The organism is Campylobacter concisus UNSWCS (genome assembly GCF_000466685.1).
Classification (GTDB): domain Bacteria; phylum Campylobacterota; class Campylobacteria; order Campylobacterales; family Campylobacteraceae; genus Campylobacter_A; species Campylobacter_A concisus_A.
In genome coordinates this window covers 1-21,882 of the sequence record NZ_ANNG01000040.1, presented here as the reverse complement: position 1 = coordinate 21,882, position 21,882 = coordinate 1, and the positions used below count along the sequence as shown (strand labels likewise).

The 21,882-nt window shown below is 38.6% G+C and carries 18 protein-coding genes, 3 tRNA genes and 1 pseudogene; 13 read left to right on the top strand and 9 right to left on the bottom strand.

The features are described 5' to 3' along the window. Window positions 1-28: 28 nt before the first annotated feature. Window positions 29-850 (bottom strand): YihY family inner membrane protein, encoded by an 822-nt coding sequence (locus UNSWCS_RS08825; protein WP_035143815.1) that lies wholly within the window; start codon window positions 848-850, stop codon window positions 29-31. Window positions 851-853: 3 nt separating this feature from the next. Beyond that, a complete protein-coding gene (locus tag UNSWCS_RS08820; RefSeq protein ID WP_021088215.1) occupies window positions 854-1,576 on the bottom strand; it encodes a plasminogen-binding N-terminal domain-containing protein in 723 nt (240 codons plus the stop codon). A gap of 114 nt (window positions 1,577-1,690) precedes the next feature. Between UNSWCS_RS08820 and UNSWCS_RS08815 the strand changes: the two genes are divergently transcribed. From UNSWCS_RS08815 to UNSWCS_RS08800, 4 genes are all read left to right on the top strand, one after another. Further along, window positions 1,691-2,860 (top strand): peptidoglycan DD-metalloendopeptidase family protein, encoded by a 1,170-nt coding sequence (locus UNSWCS_RS08815; RefSeq protein WP_021088210.1) that lies wholly within the window; start codon window positions 1,691-1,693, stop codon window positions 2,858-2,860. A gap of 9 nt (window positions 2,861-2,869) precedes the next feature. Then, complete coding sequence (gene mgtE, locus UNSWCS_RS08810; RefSeq protein WP_021088203.1) at window positions 2,870-4,237, top strand: magnesium transporter; 1,368 nt, start codon at window positions 2,870-2,872, stop codon at window positions 4,235-4,237. Continuing rightward, window positions 4,222-4,806 (top strand): NUDIX domain-containing protein, encoded by a 585-nt coding sequence (locus UNSWCS_RS08805; protein ID WP_021085143.1) that lies wholly within the window; start codon window positions 4,222-4,224, stop codon window positions 4,804-4,806. The genes mgtE and UNSWCS_RS08805 overlap by 16 nt, the downstream gene beginning before the upstream one ends. Window positions 4,807-4,969: 163 nt before the next feature. Next, a complete protein-coding gene (locus UNSWCS_RS08800) occupies window positions 4,970-7,087 on the top strand; it encodes an RNA degradosome polyphosphate kinase (RefSeq protein ID WP_265182494.1) in 2,118 nt (705 codons plus the stop codon). 439 nt (window positions 7,088-7,526) lie between these two features. Here UNSWCS_RS08800 and UNSWCS_RS08795 read toward each other — a convergent pair whose 3' ends face one another. From UNSWCS_RS08795 to UNSWCS_RS08780, 4 genes are read right to left on the bottom strand one after another with little or no spacing between them, the layout of a single operon-like run. Next, a complete protein-coding gene (locus UNSWCS_RS08795; protein ID WP_021088217.1) occupies window positions 7,527-8,330 on the bottom strand; it encodes a 3'-5' exonuclease in 804 nt (267 codons plus the stop codon). Next, window positions 8,327-8,974, bottom strand: a complete 648-nt coding sequence (gene rpe / locus UNSWCS_RS08790) for a ribulose-phosphate 3-epimerase (protein WP_021088206.1) — start codon at window positions 8,972-8,974, stop codon at window positions 8,327-8,329. Before rpe ends, UNSWCS_RS08795 begins: the two co-directional genes overlap by 4 nt. Before the next feature lie 9 nt (window positions 8,975-8,983). Continuing rightward, window positions 8,984-10,357 carry a hypothetical protein gene (locus UNSWCS_RS08785; RefSeq protein ID WP_021088209.1) on the bottom strand — a complete coding sequence of 458 codons (1,374 nt, stop codon included), beginning with the start codon at window positions 10,355-10,357 and terminating at the stop codon, window positions 8,984-8,986. Further along, on the bottom strand, window positions 10,354-11,052 hold the full coding sequence (locus UNSWCS_RS08780; RefSeq protein WP_162142147.1) for a hypothetical protein: 699 nt from the start codon (window positions 11,050-11,052) through the stop codon (window positions 10,354-10,356). Before UNSWCS_RS08780 ends, UNSWCS_RS08785 begins: the two co-directional genes overlap by 4 nt. Window positions 11,053-11,251: 199 nt before the next feature. Here UNSWCS_RS08780 and rpmB point away from each other — a divergent pair, with 199 nt between their 5' ends. The 5 genes from rpmB (at window position 11,252) to UNSWCS_RS08755 (ending at window position 13,241) form a co-directional block, all read left to right on the top strand. After that, on the top strand, window positions 11,252-11,443 hold the full coding sequence (gene rpmB, locus UNSWCS_RS08775; protein ID WP_002942221.1) for a 50S ribosomal protein L28: 192 nt from the start codon (window positions 11,252-11,254) through the stop codon (window positions 11,441-11,443). A gap of 22 nt (window positions 11,444-11,465) precedes the next feature. After that, on the top strand, window positions 11,466-12,596 hold the full coding sequence (locus tag UNSWCS_RS08770) for a potassium channel family protein (RefSeq protein ID WP_009293929.1): 1,131 nt from the start codon (window positions 11,466-11,468) through the stop codon (window positions 12,594-12,596). 126 nt (window positions 12,597-12,722) lie between these two features. Continuing rightward, a complete protein-coding gene (locus UNSWCS_RS08765; protein WP_021088212.1) occupies window positions 12,723-12,929 on the top strand; it encodes a DUF465 domain-containing protein in 207 nt (68 codons plus the stop codon). A gap of 135 nt (window positions 12,930-13,064) precedes the next feature. Continuing rightward, window positions 13,065-13,139 (top strand) — tRNA-Gln (locus UNSWCS_RS08760). 27 nt (window positions 13,140-13,166) lie between these two features. Beyond that, window positions 13,167-13,241, top strand: a tRNA-Met gene (locus UNSWCS_RS08755). A 923-nt stretch (window positions 13,242-14,164) separates the two neighbouring features. On the opposite strand, the gene UNSWCS_RS08745 is transcribed toward UNSWCS_RS08755, so the two are convergent. From UNSWCS_RS08745 to UNSWCS_RS08735, 3 genes are all read right to left on the bottom strand, one after another. Continuing rightward, window positions 14,165-15,283: a GGDEF domain-containing protein gene (locus UNSWCS_RS08745; protein WP_035143811.1), complete on the bottom strand. Its 1,119-nt coding sequence runs from the start codon at window positions 15,281-15,283 to the stop codon at window positions 14,165-14,167. 116 nt (window positions 15,284-15,399) lie between these two features. Next, on the bottom strand, window positions 15,400-17,505 hold the full coding sequence (locus tag UNSWCS_RS08740; RefSeq protein WP_035143809.1) for a DNA translocase FtsK: 2,106 nt from the start codon (window positions 17,503-17,505) through the stop codon (window positions 15,400-15,402). A 143-nt stretch (window positions 17,506-17,648) separates the two neighbouring features. Further along, a complete protein-coding gene (locus tag UNSWCS_RS08735) occupies window positions 17,649-19,964 on the bottom strand; it encodes a flagellin (RefSeq protein ID WP_021088208.1) in 2,316 nt (771 codons plus the stop codon). Window positions 19,965-20,105: 141 nt separating this feature from the next. Here UNSWCS_RS08735 and UNSWCS_RS08730 point away from each other — a divergent pair, with 141 nt between their 5' ends. The 4 genes and pseudogenes from UNSWCS_RS08730 to UNSWCS_RS08715 all read left to right on the top strand — a co-directional run. Then, complete coding sequence (locus UNSWCS_RS08730; RefSeq protein ID WP_021088211.1) at window positions 20,106-20,852, top strand: YaaA family protein; 747 nt, start codon at window positions 20,106-20,108, stop codon at window positions 20,850-20,852. Between the two features lie 124 nt (window positions 20,853-20,976). Further along, complete coding sequence (locus tag UNSWCS_RS08725; protein ID WP_012001719.1) at window positions 20,977-21,279, top strand: HU family DNA-binding protein; 303 nt, start codon at window positions 20,977-20,979, stop codon at window positions 21,277-21,279. A gap of 71 nt (window positions 21,280-21,350) precedes the next feature. After that, window positions 21,351-21,437: transfer RNA gene (locus UNSWCS_RS08720), tRNA-Leu, on the top strand. 133 nt (window positions 21,438-21,570) lie between these two features. Further along, window positions 21,571-21,882, top strand: a pseudogene (locus UNSWCS_RS08715) (flagellar biosynthesis protein FlgG); the annotation flags it as partial.

Genomic DNA, 21,882 nt, shown 5'->3' with positions numbered 1-21,882 from the left:
AATTTAAAATTGCCAGCTAGCAATAAATTTATCCTTTAAATTTAGAGCTATTTGAGAGATAAGCGCAAAATTTAAGCCCATATAAAAAGATGATCCACGAGATATATATCCACACAAAGAAGAAAAGCACGGCCGAAAACGAGCCATAGACGCTTAGATAGGTCTTGTTGTAAAGGACATAATATACAAAGGCTGACTTGCCAAGATACCAAACGAGCGAGGCGGCAAACGAGCTAAAAAGCGCGCTTTTAAATTTTATCTCGTCATTTACTGAGATGAGATATGTGACGCAAAATATCACCCAGATGATGAGATATGGCACGATACTTAAGAAATTTATCCAGCTTGTAAATTTAGTCGAGTTTAGCATCTCTTGCACAAGGCTTGAGAGGTAAAAACTGCCAGCAAGTCCGAGCGGTGCAAGCGTGATGAGCGTCCAGTACGAGCTAAGTGCCGACCAAAAGCCCCTAGCCTTGCTAGCTCTTGTCACTTTTAAGACTACGTATTCATAATCGCTAAAAAACATAGCTGAAGTAAATATCATCGCCACAAAGCCAACTATGCCTAAATTTCCACTATTTTGGAGAAAATTTTGCAAGTAGTTTGAGATGATCTCTTGGTTGCTTGGCAAAAGAGCTGAGAAGACAAAGTCTTGAATTTTGGCGTAATAATCCTCAAAGCTAGGCAGTTTTGTAAAGATAGAAAACGATATGAGAAGTATCGGTATGATCGATAAGATCGTGTGAAAGCTAAGGCTTGCTGCGTAGTGAAAGAGCTCTTTGTCCTTAAGAGCAGCTAGCAAATTTAAACCACTCTTTAAATCGCTCTTGCTTAAGGACAAACGGCTCATTTATCAGTTATCTTCTTCAAAAAGTTTTTCGTAGTGAGCGTCATAGTTGTTGATGTGCTCGCTGTTTAGCTTCCAAAATACAGTGTCTATGTCGCTAACTCTTGTATAAAATGGTAGTTGATAGTACTCAACCTCGCCAGTTTTAAACTCCTTTAGCACCTTAAAGCTTTGACAATCAGCAAAAACGCTTCTGCCATCCATCGCGACAAAGATAAGACCAGCCGCACTTTGAGCGCACATCTTTCTAAAGTCATCTCTGCTTGGGTTTGGCTTGTATTCGTAGCTTAAGTATGCTCCAACAAGGTCTGGGTGGATAAATATCATATTAGGAAATGCGCCCAAAACCTCTTCATAAATTTCTTTATTTGGCACGACGATTAGCGAGCGGTTATAAAGGTAGTTTAGCACGACTATATCGCCACTTGCAGGAGCGATGCCAGGGAGTGGGAGAGCCTTTTGCTCAAGTAGGTCAAACACCTCAAATCTAACCTTCGCAAAGCCAGCATTTTTTGAGATAACGCTAACTCTTGCGATGATAGAGCTATCAGTGTCAAATTTATGGAGCACAACGCCGCTTGATCCGATCAAAATTTCAGGACTATCAACTATCGTTGCTGTGCCGTCACTCTCGACGCTAATAAGAGGAGTTCTATACTCATTTAAAGAAAAATCAGCCCCAAAAACAAAGCCAAAAAACAGCGATAAAATCACGATTATACGTTTCAAAAATATCTCCTAAGTTTAAATTTTTAGAGCGATTATAGCCTAAAATGCTTTATCTTTTGCAAAATTAAAGCAAGTTTTAGTTAAAATCCCCTCCAGCTTTTTAAAAGGATATCGATGCCTCGTATTTTTGTGATTTTTGCAATATTATGTATAAATTTATATGCCATAAAACCAACTGTTGACGAGCTTAGTTGGCCAAATGGCAGCAGCTTTTTAAATTTCCTTGAGACAAATAAAATCCCACTTTCACTTTACTACAACCTAGCAAGCGAAGATCAAGAGCTAACAGAAGAGATCATCGCTGGCACAAAATATCAAATTTACAAAGACGATAACGGCGAGGTAAAACAAGCTCTCATCCCCGTTAGTGACGAGCTTCAGATACATATTTATAGAGATGACAAGGGCAAATTTCAGCTTGAGTTTATTCCGATCTTATACCAAAGTGAAGATAAAGTTTTAGCCCTAAAAGTAGATAAATCAGTCTCTGAAGATATCTTTGACTACACTGGCTCTGGCACGCTAGCGCTTGGTTTCAAAGAGGTTTTTAGCGGCAGCGGGATCGATTTTAAAAAGATAAACAAAGGCGATACGATCGCTATCGTTTATAACCAAAAACTACGCATGGGCCGCTCTTTTGGCACACCTGAAATTTACGCAGCGATGATAGAGACTAAAAACAAACGCTACGTGATGTATAAATTTGAAGATAAATTTTATGATAAAAACGGCAAGAAAAATGACAAATTTTTGCTCGTTCGCCCTCTTGCAAACGCTAGGATCACATCAAATTTCACTCTAAAAAGATGGCATCCGATCCTTCAAAGATATAGAGCGCACCTTGGAGTTGATTACGGTGCTCCAAAAGGCACACCGATCAAGGCTGCAGGCGACGGCACGGTCAAATTTGTCGGACAAAAGAGTGGCTACGGCAGAACCGTCATCATCTCTCACGCTGGCGGCTACGAGACACTTTATGCCCACCTAAATGGCTTTGCAAAGGGCATAAGAAGCGGTCTTAGAGTAAAACAAGGCACGCTAATAGCATACGTTGGCACAAGCGGCATGAGTACTGGCCCACACTTGCACTTTGGCCTATATCTAGGTGGCAAACCGATCAATCCAGAAAGCGCCATCAAGGTCGTAAAAAATATAGAAGATAAAAAAGAGTCAGCTAAATTTAAAGCAGTCATAAATAGAAATGATGAGCTGATAAGACAAGCTCTAAGCAACGACAAAGAGTATCACAAGGTGGAATTTTTCCCTAACGTAATAGATTTTTAAAGGTAAAACTTGAGCCAAGAACTAGAAGAAGCAAAAGAGCTGATAGATCAGCACTTAGATGAAAATTTAGAAGACGGTGAGCTCTCTGCTTACGAGCTAGCCCAGCATCTTAAAACACTTAAAAAGCACGATGAAGAGCTTTTTGCCAAGTACCTTGAAAAGCTAGATCCTGAAATTTTGGGTGATGTGGCGATAGAACTTCCTGATCACATGCTAAAAGACGTGATCGACACGCTCCCAGCTGAAAAGATCGTAGAAGCGCTTGAAGAGCTAGAGAGTGACGATGCGACAGACCTACTTCAATATATCGAAGATATCGATGAGGACAAGGCTAGAGAGCTTTTTAACGAGCTAGATAAAGAAAATCAAAATGAAATTTTAAGACTTAGAAGCTACGATGAGGATAGAGCTGGTGCGCACATGCAAACAGAGCTATTTTCAGCTCACCTTGAAGAGAAGCTTGGCAGCGCAGTTGCAAGACTAAGACAAGAGAAGCAAGAAGGCAAACTAGAAAACGTCTCACAGCTTTTCATCATCGATAAAAATAGCGTCTTGAAATACGCCATCCCGCTTGAAGATCTCATCCTCTTTGACTTTACAAAGACGCTAAAACAAAATATCGAATCAACCCAGATCGACCACTACAAGCCCCACATGGCAAACGATATGGATCTCATGCAAGATGTCGCTGATATGTTTCAAGAGTACGATCTAAACGTTATCGCAGTTACAAGTAGCACTGGAATACTGCTTGGTCGTATCACGTATGATGATATCCACGACTACATCCAAGAGAGCGCAACAGAGCAAATTTATAACCTAGCTGGCGTTGATGACGAGTCAGAAGAGGACGATACGCTATTTAAAGCTGGTCGTGGCCGTGCGGTCTGGCTTGGCATAAATTTACTTACAGCACTTTTTAGCTCATCTATCATCGGACTTTTTGATGAGACGATCGCAGCTTACGTCGCACTTGCCGTTTTAATGCCAATAGTTGCTTCAATGGGTGGCAACACTGGCACGCAAGCACTTGCTGTTACGGTTCGTCGTTTGGCACTTGGCGAGATAGAATTTAAAGATGCAAAGAGCGTTTTAAAGCGTGAGGTGACGATCTCACTCGTAAATGGCCTCATCTTTGGCGCTATCATGGGCGTCATCGCCGCTGTTTGGTTTGACAAAGGTATGCTTGGCGTGGTTATTAGCCTTAGTATGGTTACAAATTTATTCTTTGCTGGCTTTTTTGGCACGATCATACCTTTGACGCTAAGGCGTTTTAACATAGATCCTGCCGTTGGCTCGGCGGTCATTCTTACTACATTTACTGATGCGATAGGATTTTTTAGCTTTTTAGGACTTGCAAAATGGATACTGCTATAACAAATTTAGAAATTTTACCTCTTGGTGAGTCAAAATACCTAAAGCCATTTAAGATGAAATTTAAACAAAATGGCCTGCAAAGAGACTGGGACTGCGTCAAAGTGATGAATAGTGTCAGTATATTTTTATATCACGAACAAAAAGATGCATTTTTGTTTGTCAAGCAGTTTCGCCCAGCCGTTTGGTACTCGCAAGAAAAAGAAGGCATTAGAATAAACGAGCAAGGCTTTACTTATGAGCTTTGCGCAGGGCTTATGGATAAGGGACTAAGCGAGGAGCAAACCGCTAGAGAAGAGGCGGTCGAAGAGGTCGGATATGAGCTAAAAGAGATGGAGCGCATCACGATGACGTATGGCGCTTTTGGCTTTGGCGGCAACATGCAAACGATGTTTTACGCAAAGATCGATGAGAGCATGAAGGTAAATGCAGGCGGTGGCGTAGATGGCGAGGATATCGAGCTAGTTTTTATAAAACGAGAAGATATGATGAAATTTGCCTTTGACGAGAGCAAGGTCAAGGGCTTTGGGCTCATCTTTGCCTACTTGTGGTGGGAGAAATTTAAAGGCTAAAAAGAGACCTTTTTGATAAGCGCAAAGACAACAACCGCCACAACAAAAATGCCAACTAATATAATGTAATCCGACATAAGAAACCTTTATGTTTAAAATTTGCACTATTGTAACTAAATTTTTAACAAAATAAGAACTTTATAACCGCACATATCATAAAATAATCAAAAATTATAAGGAGAAAATGATGAGCGAAAATGAAACTCTTTTTATCAACCGCGAATTAAGCTGGCTACGCTTTAACTCAAGGGTACTCGCTCAGTGTGAAAAGGATATACCTTTACTTGAAAAGCTAAAATTTATAGCCATTTATATGACAAATCTTGATGAATTTTATATGATAAGAGTGGCCGGTCTAAAGCAGCTTTTTGCAGCTGGCGTGACGACAAGTAGCAGCGATGGCATGAGCCCGCTTGATCAGCTACGTGAGATCAGACAATATCTTCAAGATGAGCAAAATTTAGTTGAAAGCCACTACAAAAGCACCGTGGATGCGCTTAGCAAAGAGGGTCTTTTTATCAAAAACTACGACGAGCTTGACGATAGTTTAAAGCAAAAATGCGACGAATATTTTTTCTCAAACATCCTGCCAGTCATCGTGCCTATCGCTGTTGATGCGACACATCCATTTCCGCACCTAAATAACCTTAGCTTCTCGCTTGCCGTTAAGCTAGCTGACATCGAGCATCCTGAAATTTTAAAATACGGCATGATAAGAATTTCAAGAGTATTGCCAAGATTTACCCAGCCAAGTAGCAACGTCTTTGTGCCGATTGAAACGATCGTGCACCGCCACGCAGAAGAAATTTTCCCAGGGTATAAGCTCATTAGCTCGGCTGCCTTTAGAGTGACAAGAAATGCTGATATCGTCATCGAAGAAGAAGAGGCGGATGACTTTATGATGATACTTGAGCAAGGGTTAAAGCTTCGTAGAAAAGGGGCTTTTGTGCGTATGCAAATAGACAAAGACGCTGACGCTGATATCTTAGAGTTTTTAAATTTTCACATGAAAATTTTTCACAAAGATATCTACTTTTCAAGCATCCCGCTCACACTTAGCTCTCTTTGGGAGATAGCTGGGAGCAAGAACTTTAGCCACCTAGCAAACCCGCCCTACGCCCCAAAGACGCTGCCTCCATTTGGTAACGGCGTCTCGATCTTTGACGCCATAGACAAAGAGGATGTGCTGTTAGTTCATCCATTTGAGAGCTTTGATCCAGTCGTTAGCTTTATAAGAGAGGCTAGCAAAGATCCAAAGGTGATCTCGATACGCATGACGCTTTACAGGGTCGATAAAAACTCACCGATCATCCAAAGCCTGATAGACGCTGCAAGCGACGGCAAGCAAGTAACTGTGATGGTCGAGCTAAAAGCAAGGTTTGATGAAGAAAATAACTTGCACTGGGCAAAGGCGCTTGAAGATGCTGGCGCACACGTGATATATGGCATCACAGGCTTTAAAGTCCATGCAAAAGTTAGCCAAGTGATCCGCCAGATCGGCGATAAACTCAAATTTTACATGCACTTTGGCACTGGAAACTACAACGGCAGCTCGGCTAAAATTTACACCGACGTTAGCCTATTTACGAGCAAAGAGGAATTTAGCCAAGATACGACCTCGTTTTTTCACATCCTCTCAGGATATAACAAAAACCGCCGTCTAAACGCCCTTAGCATGTCGCCCTTTCAGATAAAAGAGCGCATCATCGAAAAGATAAGAGTGGAGGCCAGCAAAGGCAGCGAGGGCAGGATCATCGCCAAGATGAACGCGTTAATAGACGAAGATGTGATAAATGAGCTTAGCCGCGCCTCAAATGCAGGCGTGAAGATCGACTTAATCGTCCGAGGTGTGTGCGGACTAAGGCCTGGCGTAAAAGGCAAAAGCGAAAACATAAAAGTTCGCTCGATCATCGGTAAATACTTGGAGCACGCTAGAATTTTATATTTCAAGCACGCTAATCCAAAAATTTACATCTCAAGCGCTGACTGGATGCCACGAAATTTAGAGCGCCGCTTGGAGCTTATGACACCTATCTTTGAGCCAAGGCTTCAAGAGAGACTGCTTGAAATTTTAGAGCTTCAGCTAAGCGATAACGACCTAGCATTTGAGCTACAAAATAACGGCGAATACACAAAAGTAGCTAGACGCGAGGGTGAAAAAGTGATCTCTTGCCACGAAGTTTTAGAAAACTACATCTCTAAAATTTATAAATCCGTCAAAAAAGACACCGATAAAGCAAAAGCAGATATGCTGGCAAGCAAGCTTTTAAAAGAGAGCTAAAAGATAAATGGCTTTTAAATTTAAGTTTAGAAGCCATTTTTACCATAAATCCTAAATCTTAAATCCAAAGACTAATTTTAGTTTCTAGCTGAATTTAACCCCAAATTTAGCCAGCAGCTTTAACAAAAAGAAATTTATTCAATTTAACGCAAGCTCTAAATTTAGCTACCAAAGGCAACCCGCCTAGCAAACTGCGTCATCGGTAGCGACGGTTTAGCTATTTTACGCATACAAAACTGGCATTCACGAGAAGTTTATCACAATGGCAATGCTGTTTTAGGGATTTTGTAAAGATCGGTGCTTGCAGGGCGATAGACCGCAGCGTTATTGAAAACATAATGATCGCAAACCGCGAAAAGATAGGCGATCTCGTTCAAATGGGACACACCTAAATTAAATTTCTAAATTCCCAGCCAAGTGGCTTAAATTTAAACCAGCCCTACTCCAAAGCTTTTAAAACTGGCTCTGGTTTTAGCTTTACGCTTGGGGCATTTTTGCTAAAGCTTATGAGATCCTCTGTCGTTTGGATACTAAAAGGTAGGCGAGTGAGGCAGACTTTGAAAATTTCAGCTGCTGCTACCGCGTCATTTAGGGCTCTGTGGTGGGTGTTGTTTATGCCAAGGAGTTCTTTTAGCGAGCCAAGACCGTATTTTTGCGAGGCGATGGTGCGGCGGCTAAGATCGATGGTGCAAAGCTTTCTGTTTAGCAGTATGCCAAGGCCGATCTCATTTAGACTATGCGAGATAAATCCGTAGTCAAAATTTACGTTGTGCGCGATAAAAACGCTAGTTCCAAGAAAAATTTTAAACCGCTCCAGCACGTTTAGTAAATTTGGCGCACCAACTAGATCGCTTGCTCTTATGCCAGTTAACTCTGTGATATTTTCAGGCACCACACTAGCTGCTACAAAGCTTTCAAAGCGCCCTATTTCGGTGCCATTTTTCATTTTTATAGCGCCTATTTCGATGATCTGACCACTAGTCGTGCCACCAGTCGTTTCGATATCCACGACGCAAAATTCTTGCTCGCTAATATCTCTAAATCTCGTGCCAAGCTCGATCTCGTTGCTTTCATTTCTAGTGATGTCAAGTCCGAGAGTTCGCCACATATCAAGGTCACGCACGTCAATGAGCGATGAAATTTCCTCGATATCACTAAATTTCAAGATAAATTCGTGATAGCCTAAATTTTGCCTAGCTAAAATTTCAATGCTATTTTCTAAACGCTGTTTTTTTGGTTTCAAAACTCAAGCTTTATGGCGCGAATGGCTTGTTCGTATGAATTTGACGAGAAGATATAGCTGCCAGCCACCAAGACATCAGCCCCAGCCTCTTCAAGATCAGGCGCATTTAGTCCATTTACGCCACCATCTACTTCGATGAGACACTTGGCGTTTTTGCGCTCTATTAGCTCTCTTAGCGCCCTTGTTTTCTCAAGCACGACTGGCATAAATTTCTGACCACCAAAGCCAGGATTTACGCTCATTAATAGCACCATATCGACTTCATCGATGATATGCTTGATCGCGCTAACTGGCGTGTGTGGATTTAGCACGATACCAGGGCCAACGCCGTTTTTTCTGATGTGATCTATTAGTCTCATCGGATGTTTCTCTTCTTCGATGTGAAAGGTTAGAAATTTTGGTTTTAGCGGCAAAAAAAGGTCAGCAAAAAATGAGTTATTTTCAACCATTAGATGTATGTCAAGTGGCTTTGTAGCAGCCTTTGCAACGGCACTTACCACGACTGGTCCGATGGTTAAATTTGGTACAAAATGCCCATCCATAACATCAACATGCACCAGATCGCACCCAGCCTCGCAAATGGCTCTTATCTCAGCTGCTAAATTTCCAAAATCAGCCGACAAAATACTAGGTGCAACGTACATTTCAAATCCTTATTTACTTATAAAAATCATGCCAGTTTGGCTCTCTTTTGCATTTAATGTTGCAAAAATTCCACTGCTTGCTCTGTCAAAAAACATCTCATTTTCATAAAATTTAAAGTTGCTAAGCTTTACCTTTAAATTTCTCTCGATGAAAATGTCTAAAATTTTGCTTGCAATGATACTAAAAATTTGAGAAAATCCGCTTAAACAGCCACACTCTTTCTCCGATTTTTCCGAAAATATCGAGCAAATTTTATCAAGCTTGTCCTTTTTAATGCCAAGCAAAATTCGCATCTCAACATCGCCGTAAAATAGCACACAAGCACGTAGAAATTCGCTCTCGTTTTCTATGTTAAAGTTGCTGATCTTCGCATCAAGGCATAAAATTTCACTCTCTATTAGCGGCGAAAGCACGTCAGTGACGCTTGAGATGACCACTGGTAAAATTTCAACCAAATTTTTATTAATATTTGTTGGCACAGCATCGACTAGGCGCTTTTTAAAGTAGATAGTCGAGTTATCCTTAAAAAACTCATCTATGCGCTTATATAAAAGTATCTTTGCCGCTTTTAAATTTGATGTAAGTGTCTCTGAGATGTTGCCCTCATTTAAGCCACAAATCGCCAATATACCGCCACTTTTTTGGCTCAGCTCAGATAGCTTTATCAAAAAACTAGCTCCGATGGTATTTAAAGCACCAACTGAATCAGACCAAAAAACAAAGAATTTAAAGCCTACCTTTTGCAACCTTTCGTGAAATTTATAGTCAAATTTCTGCACAAAAGAGCTATCTATGAGCCCTGCCGTCTTGTAAATGACAACGTCACCTCTTATAAAGGCGCTAAACTCTTTTTTGCCTAAAACGATGTGATTTAGAGTGCTGATGGTGTATTTGTAAGCTTGCTTGGCGGCGTTAAATTCTTCCACGCTTTTTACAAATTTACACTTGTAACACTTTTGCTCCAAAAGCGAGTTGATGTAGTCTTTATACTGCTCATTTTTGTTATAAATCACGATGGCTTCGCTGCTATCTGCTAGCGTATCATTTAAAAATAGCGTCGCAACTTTTTCATTTTCAAAGAGCGAAAATCTCAAAATATTTTTTGAAGTCTTTGCTACAAGCTCGTAAAAAGTATCGTCATAGTCGCAGACTGCAAACTCAGCGCCTATCTCTCTGGCGATGTTTGATAGATGCTCGCACGTGCTATTTAGCCAAAGTGGGCTAAAAAATGTGACATTTTTTAATGAAAGCAAAATGGCGCTTATCTGCCTTGCGCAAATTTGCTCTACTTCGGCCTTTTTGATACTTGAAGGGGTGATATTAACCTCTAAAAATCCAAATGGCCTAACTATGGCTAAAGAGCCCTCAAAAGTTACTTTCATTTTCTAAGAGCCTTTTTTAAATTTATAACCATATCAGCCGAAGCATGGACGCTAACATCGGTGATCCTATCGATGCCAAAGTCAAAAAATTTAGCAGTGCTTGCCTCATAAGAGAGCAAAATTTTAAAGTATTTTAAGACCAAAACCTCTTCTCTATTGAGCCTGTCGCTATCCCATCCTGCAAGCTTTAAAAGTACTCCAAATAGCGAGATATCAAACCTTCGCTGCAAGATCCTATCAAAGCTCATATCAGAAAAGCCAACGATATGTTTAAGCGAGTGTGGATACTTCAAAAAGATCAGCTCGCAAAATATAAGCAAGATTAGCGCGTAGGCAGCTAGAAACAAATTTTTTTGATTTTTTAGCCCAAGATAGTTTAAAAGTTTGCTCCAGTCAGATAGAAATTTAGCATTAAACTCCATCATAGAGTGTAAATTTACACCAAAATTTTTATATCTTTTTGGAGATTTGATAAAAACAAAATAAGAGCAAATTATCATTTTTAGGTTGTCTATGCCAACCATATATGCCATTAAATATATATCTCTTGACCAACTTTTAAGGGCAAAATCTCCTAATTTTATAACTGTAGTAAAATATGCTTTAAAAACTTCGTCACCCCTAAAAAGCTCCATAGCAGCAGTGATGTCGCCCTCATCTAAGTGCTTTTGGCACTCATAAAAAACATCGGGCATTGTATAGATAAAATTTGAAATTTCATCTATTTGATTTTTAGTTAGCATTTTTGTTTTACCGATTTTTTATTTTGGGGCTATTTTAGCCTTAATTAAATAAAAAATCAACAAAACTTATAAATATAAATATCCATTTTAAGCAATACTTTGGTTTTGTTTAGATAAAATCAGCAGAAATTTTTGTTTATAAGGAAAAAAAATGTCAAAAAGATGTGCGATAACTGGCAAAGGACCAATGGTAGGCAACAACGTGAGCCACGCCAACAATAAAACTAAAAGAAGATTTTTACCAAATCTTAGAACTATCCGTGTTACTCTAGAAGATGGCACAACAAGAAGAATAAAAGTTGCTGCTTCTACTCTAAGAACTATGAAAAAGCAGTCAAACTAAGAGATAAAATGAAGAGGAATTTATGTCTTTTCTCTCAAGACTTTTAAAATTCCTCAACTGGTCAAACTCCGCAAAACCAGAAATAAGCCTAGATACTGAGCTTTACGAACAACTAAAACCTTTTAGATTTCCACTAATTTCAGTCGTACTACTGTTACTTTTTGGAACACTAGGTTATATCTTTATAGATAACTTCTCTCTCATAGATGCCTTTTACCAAGCAGGTATGACCTTCACGACGGTCGGTTTTACAGAAGTTGCGCCCATAACTCCAAAGGGGCGAATTTTTACTATAACATTTATCCTTGTTGGCTTCATCATTTTTACGCTATCAATCGGTATTGTTGTAGAAGTTCTAAAAAGAGGCACATTAATTAGCATTTTAAAGGAAAGGCGTATGCTTTACAAGATCGCAAGACTAAAAAATCACTTCGTTATTTGTTATCACAACCTCTACACAATCGAGCTTAGCGCTCAGTTTCGTGAAAATCACATACCATTTGTAGTGGTCGATGACAGAGAAGATATCGCAGAACTAGCTCAAATTTACAAGTATCCATACTTCATAAAAGCTCAGCCTCACACTCAAATCGCCTTTTTAAAAACGCATCTATCAAGTGCAAAAGGACTAATCACTCTTAGCCCAAATATCGCTGACAATATCGCACTTATCGCATCTGTTAGACTTTATGAAAAAGAGATAGGCCGCAAAAAACCTTACCATATCATCACAAACTCCGATAGTGAAGATGACACACAAAGGCTTAAAAAACTTGGTGCTGATAACGTAGTCAGCCCATCTCGCCTAGTCGCACAGCGTCTAAGTGCCATGAGCGTAAGACCTGATATGGAAAATTTACTCGAGCAATTTCTATACACAAAAAGCTCGCCTATCGATATAGAAGAAATTCTTGTGCCTGACTACTCTTGGATCAGGTTTAAAAGACTAAAAGAGACGCACCTAAGAAATATCACAAATGCTGACGTGGTAGGCATTAGAGACATAAATAACAAATTTATCCCGATGCCAAATGGCGACACTCTAATTGGCACAGGCACAAAGCTTTTAGTCATCGGCACAGTTGATGGCATACGTCTAACCAAACGCCTAGTAAAGAGCAAACACAAGCCAGAAGAGCTAAAATACGTTTAGTTTTTGCATTTTGTGATAAATTTGGCTTAACCGCTATATACTAGAAGCTTTTATAGATCTAAATTTAGATAGCCAAACATTTACAAAGCCTTGTTAGAATTTATAAATTTTTTACAGGAGCTACGTATGTTACACGAATACACTGATCTCATAAATGAGTTGAAAAAAGTAGATGTTCATTTTGCCGCACTTTGCAAAAAGCATGACGAGCTAAATGAAAAGATAGATAGCAAAGCAGCGCAAGCCTCTGAGCTTGATGCCTTGAAAAAAGAAAAATTAAAACTAAAAGATGAAATTTACGCTCAAGTTTTAAAATACAAAGAGCAAAAATAAGCAAACTATTTCCAAACCATTTTTTGCTTTTAAATCTTGGTTTGGAAAATTTTATTTCTAATAAAAATAATTTTTTTACAAAAAAACCTTGACAAATGGCATTAAAGTCTATATAATTACAACTCTTAAAAACATTGGGGTATCGCCAAGCGGTAAGGCAACTGGTTTTGGTCCAGTCATTCAGAGGTTCGAATCCTCTTACCCCATCCACTTTTAAAAATCCCAAATAACTCTTATCGCGGAGTAGAGCAGTGGTAGCTCGTCGGGCTCATAACCCGAAGGTCGGCGGTTCAAATCCGTCCTCCGCAACCAAATACCAAGGACTTTTACCACCTTTTAACTAAACACCAACTCCCACACCATCACGTATATCATCAACATTTAGATGCACGTAATCAGGCTACTTTTAATATCTGTGTGACCCATAAAAGCCATCAGTTTATGAGCATTAAATCCCTTCAAACTAACTAACCTAGAAGTCACTGTATGGCGTAATACGTAAAGTCCGTGAGTGTTGCTAGTCCCTAAATATCCAAGATGGTTTCTGACAGCCCACCACATACGATTTGCACTATCGTGGTTTAGGTGAGTTATAGGACACTTATCTAATGGTAAATCCTTGCAGTTATCATAAGCCCCTTGAGACACCCAATAGTAAGCCATCTTAAGCACTCGGTCGTCTTTAGTCCCTGTAAAAAGCCTTCTAGCCTCTACTTTACTTACACTCTTAGCTATTTCTAAGCGTTGCTTAATAGCTCTAAAGACTTCCATAGCATTCTCTCCACAAGGTAAGGTTCTGCTATGTCCGTTCTTAGGAGTTCCTATGATAGTGCCTGCGCCTTTATGTGTCTTAATTGCTTTTGAGATAGTGATAGTATCATACTCAAAACTAATATCTCCTAGTTAAATAGTAAAGTATTCAGCAGGTCTTAGCCCAAGATTAGATAGCACTTAGCTCTACACTAGATAATGCTTTAGATTTTTTAGCTCTGTTATATAAAAACTCTTTAACACTAAGTAGCTCATCATCCATTAAAGCTGGTCTTTTGGTTACTACTTGTCTGGCTTGAAGCCCTTTGAAGTTTGGTTTAGATTTAAACTTAACCTTTGAATAGCATTATAAGTCTATACAGTAAAAATGGTATATTGTTCTGCAAATAAAAAATGAATAAAAATTTTAAAACATACTAAAAGTTATATTTTTAATGTAAATTTAAAGCTTAAAATATAAAAAATCATTCAAAACAAACAACTTTATTTTTTCCAGCATTTTTAGCATCATAAACCGATTTATCAGCAGCTTTTAAAATTTTTTCCTTTGCTGCGATCTTATCATTTACTGTAACAACTCCGATACTTGCGGATCCGATCCAGCAAGCATTTTTAAATTCGATACGTATTTTATTTATTTTTTTATGAAGTTTTGTAGCTATTTTTAATGCACCATCAGCATCGGTGCTAGGGCATATTACTAAAAATTCATCTCCACCTATACGGCATATTATATCATCAGTGCGTAGATTAAATTTAAGGACATTTGAAAATTCCACAAGCACAACATCGCCAGCATCGTGTCCAAAAGTATCATTAATTGTTTTGAAATTATCAAGATCGAACATTATGATCGTAAATGGAACTTTACTTTCAGTGTATTTTTGCAAACAGGCTTCAAGCTCATAACTCATTCTACGACGATTTGCAAGTGCTGTTAATTGATCAGTCATAGCTAAAATTTCTAATTTTTTATTGCTCTCAAGCAACTCTTCTGTGCGCTGTTTAACTTTTTCTTCAAGTGAATTTTTAAGCATCAAAAGTTCTTCATTATATTTCATCAAAACACCAAAAACACCATTAAAAGATTTAACTAAAGTATCAAGCTGCTCGTGATTTACTCCACTAACTTCTTCATATGCCTGTTCTGGAGTATAGCCTGATTTTATAAGTCGCATTTGAGCGGATAAATTTTTATCTATGCCAAGTATATGAAAGGTTAGCCATTGCACCAAAAAGTCAAGTAGTTCCTTTGCCTCAACCTTTATATTATTTGAATTTAAATTTTTATATTTTGATGTAACTTCTTTGATAAAAATTCTGTGAGCTTTGAGATGTTCTTTGGCGTGTCTTGCATCAACGCCTGCCTCCAGCATCAACCCTTCTTCGTTTGAAAAATGATATTTTGTATAATCAACCAGTTCTTCAAACAAAGGTATCATATCACTTAAAACGGTATTTTGTATAGCAAGTTTGTTTCCTAAAGAGTTGATTATTTCAACCAAATATCTATGTTCCGAATCAACTTGTTTAATATTTGTTTCAAATTCCCTTCCCCAAGCAAATACGACTTGTTGCGCCATTTTACTACTCCCTGCATAGCCTAATTTACACTTTATTTTATTTTAATATAACTTATATGTAAATAAATTTTTTGCTAGCAGTTTAGATTAATTTATTTTTTAAATATAAATTTATATTAAACCAAAATATCCCTCTGCCCTTTTGCATTTACAGGGCTTAAAACGCCCATTTTTTCCATCTGTTCGATTATATTTGCAGCTTTGTTGTAGCCTATTTTTAAGCGTCTTTGCAGGTAGCTGATCGATGTTTTTTGCTCGCTTAAGATGATCTCTTTTGCCTCTTCATAAAGCTCATCAAGCTCTTCTTCACCTAGCACACCAGCAGCTGAGCCTGCGCTAGAGCCCTCTTCTGCTAGAAATTTCTCATCGTAAATCACATCTTGTTGCTCTTTTAAGAAATTTACGATTGTCTCGATCTCTTTTTCGCTTGCAAATGGCGCATGTAGCCTGATCACTCCAGGGCTTCCAGGAGGCGTAAATAGCATATCTCCTCGCCCTAGCAAGCTCTCAGCTCCCATTTGATCAAGGATGACCTTACTATCGATCCTCTGCCCTACTCTATAGCTTATCCTGCTTGGTAAATTTGCCTTTATAAGGCCAGTCACGACGTCGACACTTGGACGCTGGGTCGCTACTATTAAGTGTATGCCACTAGCCCTTGCCATCTGCGCTAGGCGGCCGATGTAAAGCTCCACATCCTTGCCGCTAGTCATCATAAGATCAGCCAGCTCATCGATGATCACGACGATATATGGAAACTGCTCGCCGCCCTCGTTCTTCATCTTTTCGTTGTAGCTCTCTATATTTTTTGTGCGAGTTTGGCTCATTATCTTATATCTTCGCTCCATCTCAGCGACCATGTTTGAAAGCGCTGTGATCGCCTTTTTAGCCTCTGTGATAACAGGCGTCAAAAGATGTGGGATGTCGTTATATATGCTAAATTCAAGCATCTTTGGATCGATCATCATTAGGCGCAAAGTTTGTGGGCTATTTCTATAAAGCAAACTTAAAAGCATCGCATTTATGCCCACACTCTTACCAGATCCAGTTGTTCCAGCTATTAGCAAATGTGGGAGCTTTTTAAGGTCAGTCACAAAAGGAGCGCCCACGATATCTTTACCAAGAGCCATGGTTAGCGGGCTGCTCGCGTTTTTAAAGACTTCACTCTCTAAAATTTCTTTTAGATAAATCGTCTCTAAATTTTGATTTGGCACCTCTATGCCAACGACGTCTTTGCCAGGGATCGGCGCTTGGATACGGATAGTTTGAGCCTTTAGCGCCATCGCTAGATCATCTTGCAAAGTGAGAATTTTACTCACCTTGATGTGCGGGGCTGGGCGAAACTCAAATGTCGTGACGATAGGGCCAGTATAAGTTCTCACCACGTCACCATCTATCTTAAATTTACGCAGTTTATCTAGCAAATTTGAAATTTGTTGGTCGATCTCGGCCTCATTGATATTGTGCGAGCGCTTTGGGGGATCGTTTAGAAATTTAAGTGGCGGCAAGACAAAGTCTTTTGGTTTTTCGACCTTGCCGCGCTCTATCTGATCAAGAAGTTTTTTGTTTTCAGCCACTTCATTTAAAATTTCAACCCCGCCTATGGTTGCAGGTCTGCTCTCTTGTGCCGGCTCCATCTCTGGCTCTGGTTCAAATTCTGGCTCACTATCTAAATTTGGCTCATCATCATTTAGCACCTGAGCGTCTATAAGCTCTTCTTCTTTTATCTCTTCAGCTTTTGGCTTTTTGCGCTCTATCTTTGGTATCTGCCTTGCCCTTACCTCTTTTACGCTTGCGCTTTTTTCTTCATAGCCATTTGGCTCTTTATCTACAAAAGCCTTTCTTAAAACGATGATAAAATTTTCTCTAAAAGCAAGTCCAAGTGAGATGATAAATATCATAAGTATAGCAACCGCAGTGCCGATAGCGCCGATGACTTCTTTTAGCGCTGAGACTATAAAGCCGCCTATCACGCCGCTATTTGCCCCAGAAGTACTTAGCGCTTGAAACATCAAAAATGCGATAAAAAATAGAAAAATCCCAACTACAAACTGGGCAAAATCAAAGTCAAATTTCTTAAAATTTTTATATACAAAATAGCCTAAAACGATAAGTAAAAATGGATAAACATAGGCTATAAGTCCAAAATATTTAATATTAAAAACGCCAAGGCTTTGTCCAAGTGAGCCTACAAAATCAGCAGTCGGAGCAGCCGTAGCGATACCAAAATATATAAAAAAACAAACAAAAATAGTAAATAATATATGTCTTAAAATTTTAGATCCTTTTGTTAAAAAGGCTTATTATAGCACGCTTGAGTTTAATTTTTAAAAAATCAGCAAGCTAGGCCTGCTGATTTATCATTTTAGTTTAGGTAGTTTAGCAAGCTTAGTTGATTTATCTTAGCGCTTGCTTGAAGAGTAGCTTGATATGAGAGTGAAAGCTGTGTAAATTTAAGATATGACTCTGCATAGTCTGCGTCTATGACGTCATTTTTAACAGTTAGCACATTTACTTTCATGACCTCCGCACGCTGGTTTGTCGCAGTTAGTAGCTTTGTTTGAGAGCCTATCTTTGTAAGTTCTTTATTTGCGTGATCTATCAAGTGATCCAGCCTTTTTAAAGCGCCTTGCATGCCGGTATTTCGCGGGTCGTGATTATTAGCGTCTGCTCTATAGTAGCCGTTTCTAACGGCAAATATCATATCATCAAGGTCTTGAAAGACACTTGTGCTTGGCTCATCGATAGTTAAAGCATTATTTTCGTTAAAGCTAAATACTGAGCCCTTGCCTTGAGGGTGGCTTGCAGCGCCAGCTGTGTTCATACCAGTGCTATCTCCGTCAAATATATCTCCATTTTTCGCATCATACATGGTTAGCTCTATATTTGTAACAGATTTTGTCTTGTCAGTTAAAACCATCCTGCCACGATCGTCTAAATTTACCTCTACTGCGCCTTTAGTCTTTGATAGGGCGTCTTTATAGGCATTATAGTTTTGATCTCTTCTTACTTTTTCGATATCTGTATCAAAGTTCGCATTCTCTGCGTGTGGAGGATTTGGGATGTTGTCACTTGCAGCCATTGCTACGATGTCCATTAGCTGACGATATGTAAAGTCGCTTGCATAGGTTCTGTAACTACCAAATTCATCAGAGTTATAGACGGTCAAATTTCTAGTTGGAGATACCACACCAGCAGCTGTTGTTGATGTTATTTGAAACTGCACTGGGGTGTTTGTGCCACCTGCTTCGCCCATTTTTACTTTGATGTCATACGTTGTGCCAGTGATTGATTTTACTTGAAGACCTATCTCTTGATTATCTATATTGTAAAGCTCTCTCTTTCTAGCATCGACATCTTTTGGGTATAAATTTCTATTGTAGCTCTCTTTTGTACCAGAAACCTCACTTAGCTTGGTCTGATCGGTTGCAAACTCACCAGTTCTTCTAGCTACTTGAGGTAAATTTGCGATAAGTTCATTGTCTTTTCGCTCAAACCTAACCTTATCGTAGTCAAATGCGTTTGTTAAATTTCCATCTTTATCAAGGTATTTGCTCTTTGTAAATTCAGTTATATGAACCGTTTTTGGCACAGCATTTGCCATATTTTCAAGGCTTTGTAGCGAATTTATCGTATCAAGAGTATTGTTTGGAGCTATCGCACCACGATTTGTCGCCACAGAAGTAGCTGCAACCATGTGAAAGTCTATCGTTTGATTGCCTTTAGTAAGGTCTTTTATATTAAATTGTCCGTCGTTATTTATGCTCACATCGACAACTTTTGTCGTCTTTGTGTTGCCAAATTCCATGCCGATCTTCTCCATCAAACCAGCCATTGACGTATCAGCACTCATTTTAAATTTGCTCGTAAATGTCGTGCCGTCTGGCTTTTTGCCCTGCATGAAAAAGTATGTGTCAGGGAAATTTACATTTGAAGTATCCAAAAAGTCAAAATCTGGCTCGATAGTGCCTTTGTAAGAGCCATCACTGCCCACAACTGAGTCGCTTGCGTAGTTTAGACCGATCATATTTTTTATCTTGCTATTTTCATCAAGATATTTTGGTGCATAAGAGATGTCGGTTCTAGTTTGATCAGCTAGCATCACGTTTGTTGTTAAAATTTTGTTGTAGTCGCCATCTTTTCCTAAAAAAAGATCAAATCCTGGGATATTGTAAGGTAGCTCAACCTGCGCGCCGGCTGAAGTTTTCATATAGTCGCGGTTGCCTTGATATTTACCTGAGCCATCGATCGGCTTTGTGTCTACGGCGCTACCTGAGAATAAAAACTGCCCATTTATAGAGGTATTTGCTATATTTACAAGGTGGTTTTTGATGCCCTGAAGGTCGTTTGCCAAAGCTTCAAGAGAGGTTGTGCTATGCACGTCGCTAGCTGCTTGAACGACTTTAGTTTTAAAATTTTCAAGCTGTTTTTCAAATTCTTTCAACGCATTGTCTGTGTTTTTCGCAAAATTCACTGACTTACCAGTAGCATCAGCCACTTGAGTGAGAGTGGTCGCTTCATAATCAAGCCTCATAGCATCGTTATAAACTGCAGCACCGTCGTATGGATCTTGAATTTTAAGTCCGTTTGAGAGCTGCTGGTAGCTCTTATTTACGCCAACCATATTTTTTTGATAGTCGTGCAAAGTCTGACTAAAACGTAATTGATTTGTAATTCTCATAATTTTTCCCTAAATTTTTATTCACTCTAAGCAAGAATAATTCCGCTTTGTGATATATCGGTGAAAATTTGATTTTTTTTAGTGCAAAAAAGTTTTATTGTATAATCTGCCAAAATTTACATATATAAAATAGGAAAGAAAATGGCGTTAAAAATCCTCTTCTCACCAAGCGAAAGCAAAATTTCTCTAAACACAAGTGATAAATTTGATGGAAAAAATTTGATATTTCCCAAGCTTTTTAGCAAAAGGGCTGAAATTTTAAATAAATATGATGAGTTTTTAAAAAGTGCAAATTTAGACGAGATAAAAAAGCTTTTTGGACTAAAAGAGCTTGAAGAGAGCAAGCAGCTACGAGAAAGTCTATCTCAAAAAGGTAGCATAAAAGCTATCTTAAGATATGACGGCGTTGCCTACAAGCACCTAAACTACCGCGGGCTAAGCGATGGGGCTCAAAAATATATAGATAATAATGTTTTAATATTTTCAAATTTATTTGGGCCAATTTTAGCAAAAGATAAAATAGCTGAGTACAAACTAAAGCAAGGCGAAAAGCTAGCTGGCTTTGATATTTCAAAATTTTATGAGCAAAATTTTAGCAAGGCGGTCGATAGCTTTTTAGAAAATGATGAAATTTTAGATCTTAGGGCTAAATTTTATGAGAAATTTTATGTGATAAAAAAAGAATTTACGACATTTTGTTTCTTGAAAAACAAAAAGATACTAAGCCACCATGCAAAAGCTTATAGAGGTGAGGTTTTGCGCCAGATCGCAAATGCTAAAGTGACAAACAAAGATGAACTAATGGCTCTAAATTTTGAAAATTTAAAACTTGTGGATATGAAAAAGATAGGGCTAAAAAACGAGCTTACGTTTGAAATTTGTGAGTGAGAGTTCAAAATTTGGTCTTTTTTACTAAAAAAATGCAAAAAAAGAGCTAAATTTAGGGAAAAAGTATTGTATTTTTTTTTAAAAGAGTGTAGAATTGCCGCATAACTTCTTAAAAGGATGGTTCATGAAAAAAGCTGAATTTATTCAAGCGGTTGCCGACAAGGCTGGTCTTTCAAAAAAAGATACTCTAAAAGTTGTTGATGCTACTTTGGAGACAATCCAAGCGGTTCTTGAAAAAGGCGATACAATTAGCTTTATAGGCTTTGGTACTTTCGGTACTGCTGACAGAGCTGCAAGGAAAGCTAGAGTTCCTGGAACTAAGAAAGTAATCGACGTTCCTGCTAGCAAAGCAGTCAAATTCAAAGTTGGCAAAAAACTTAAAGAAGCAGTTGCTGCTGGTGCTGCTAAAAAAGGTAAAAAGAAATAATTTTCTTTTTCGGGGAGCAAGTCTCCCCTTTTTATTTCTTCTCACAAATCTAAAATTTCAATCATAACTTAGCCCGAGTGGTGAAACTGGTAGACGCGTCAGACTCAAAATCTGATAAGGGCAACCTTGTGTCGGTTCGAGTCCGACCTCGGGCACCATTATACAATATCTTAAAAATGATATATCATTACAAGTAATTATTTTTTACAGAATAATAACAGAGTAAGAAATACTAATCACTTACTGGAATACGTTTTGCTTGTTATCAAGCAATAAGCTAGGAGGCAAACCATGAATGATATTAGCATCTTAAGCACAAATGTAAATTCATACACCAAGCAACAGCACAAACAAGATAGATCTTTAAATTTTAGTGATCTCTTTAACCAAAAGACCAAAGAAAAGATTAGCGAGCCAAGCCAAGAGCCAGCCAAATTTACTTATACTGCTTCTTCACAGAATAGCCTCATCTCTTTAAATTTTAATGATCTTCAAGCTTATGGCTACACAGTAGATAAAGCTGGCTTTATGGGAGCTGATTTTAACAAGGCTGCAGGCTTGCCACAGGACTTTAAAATCCACAAAAGCACGCTTGATGAGCTT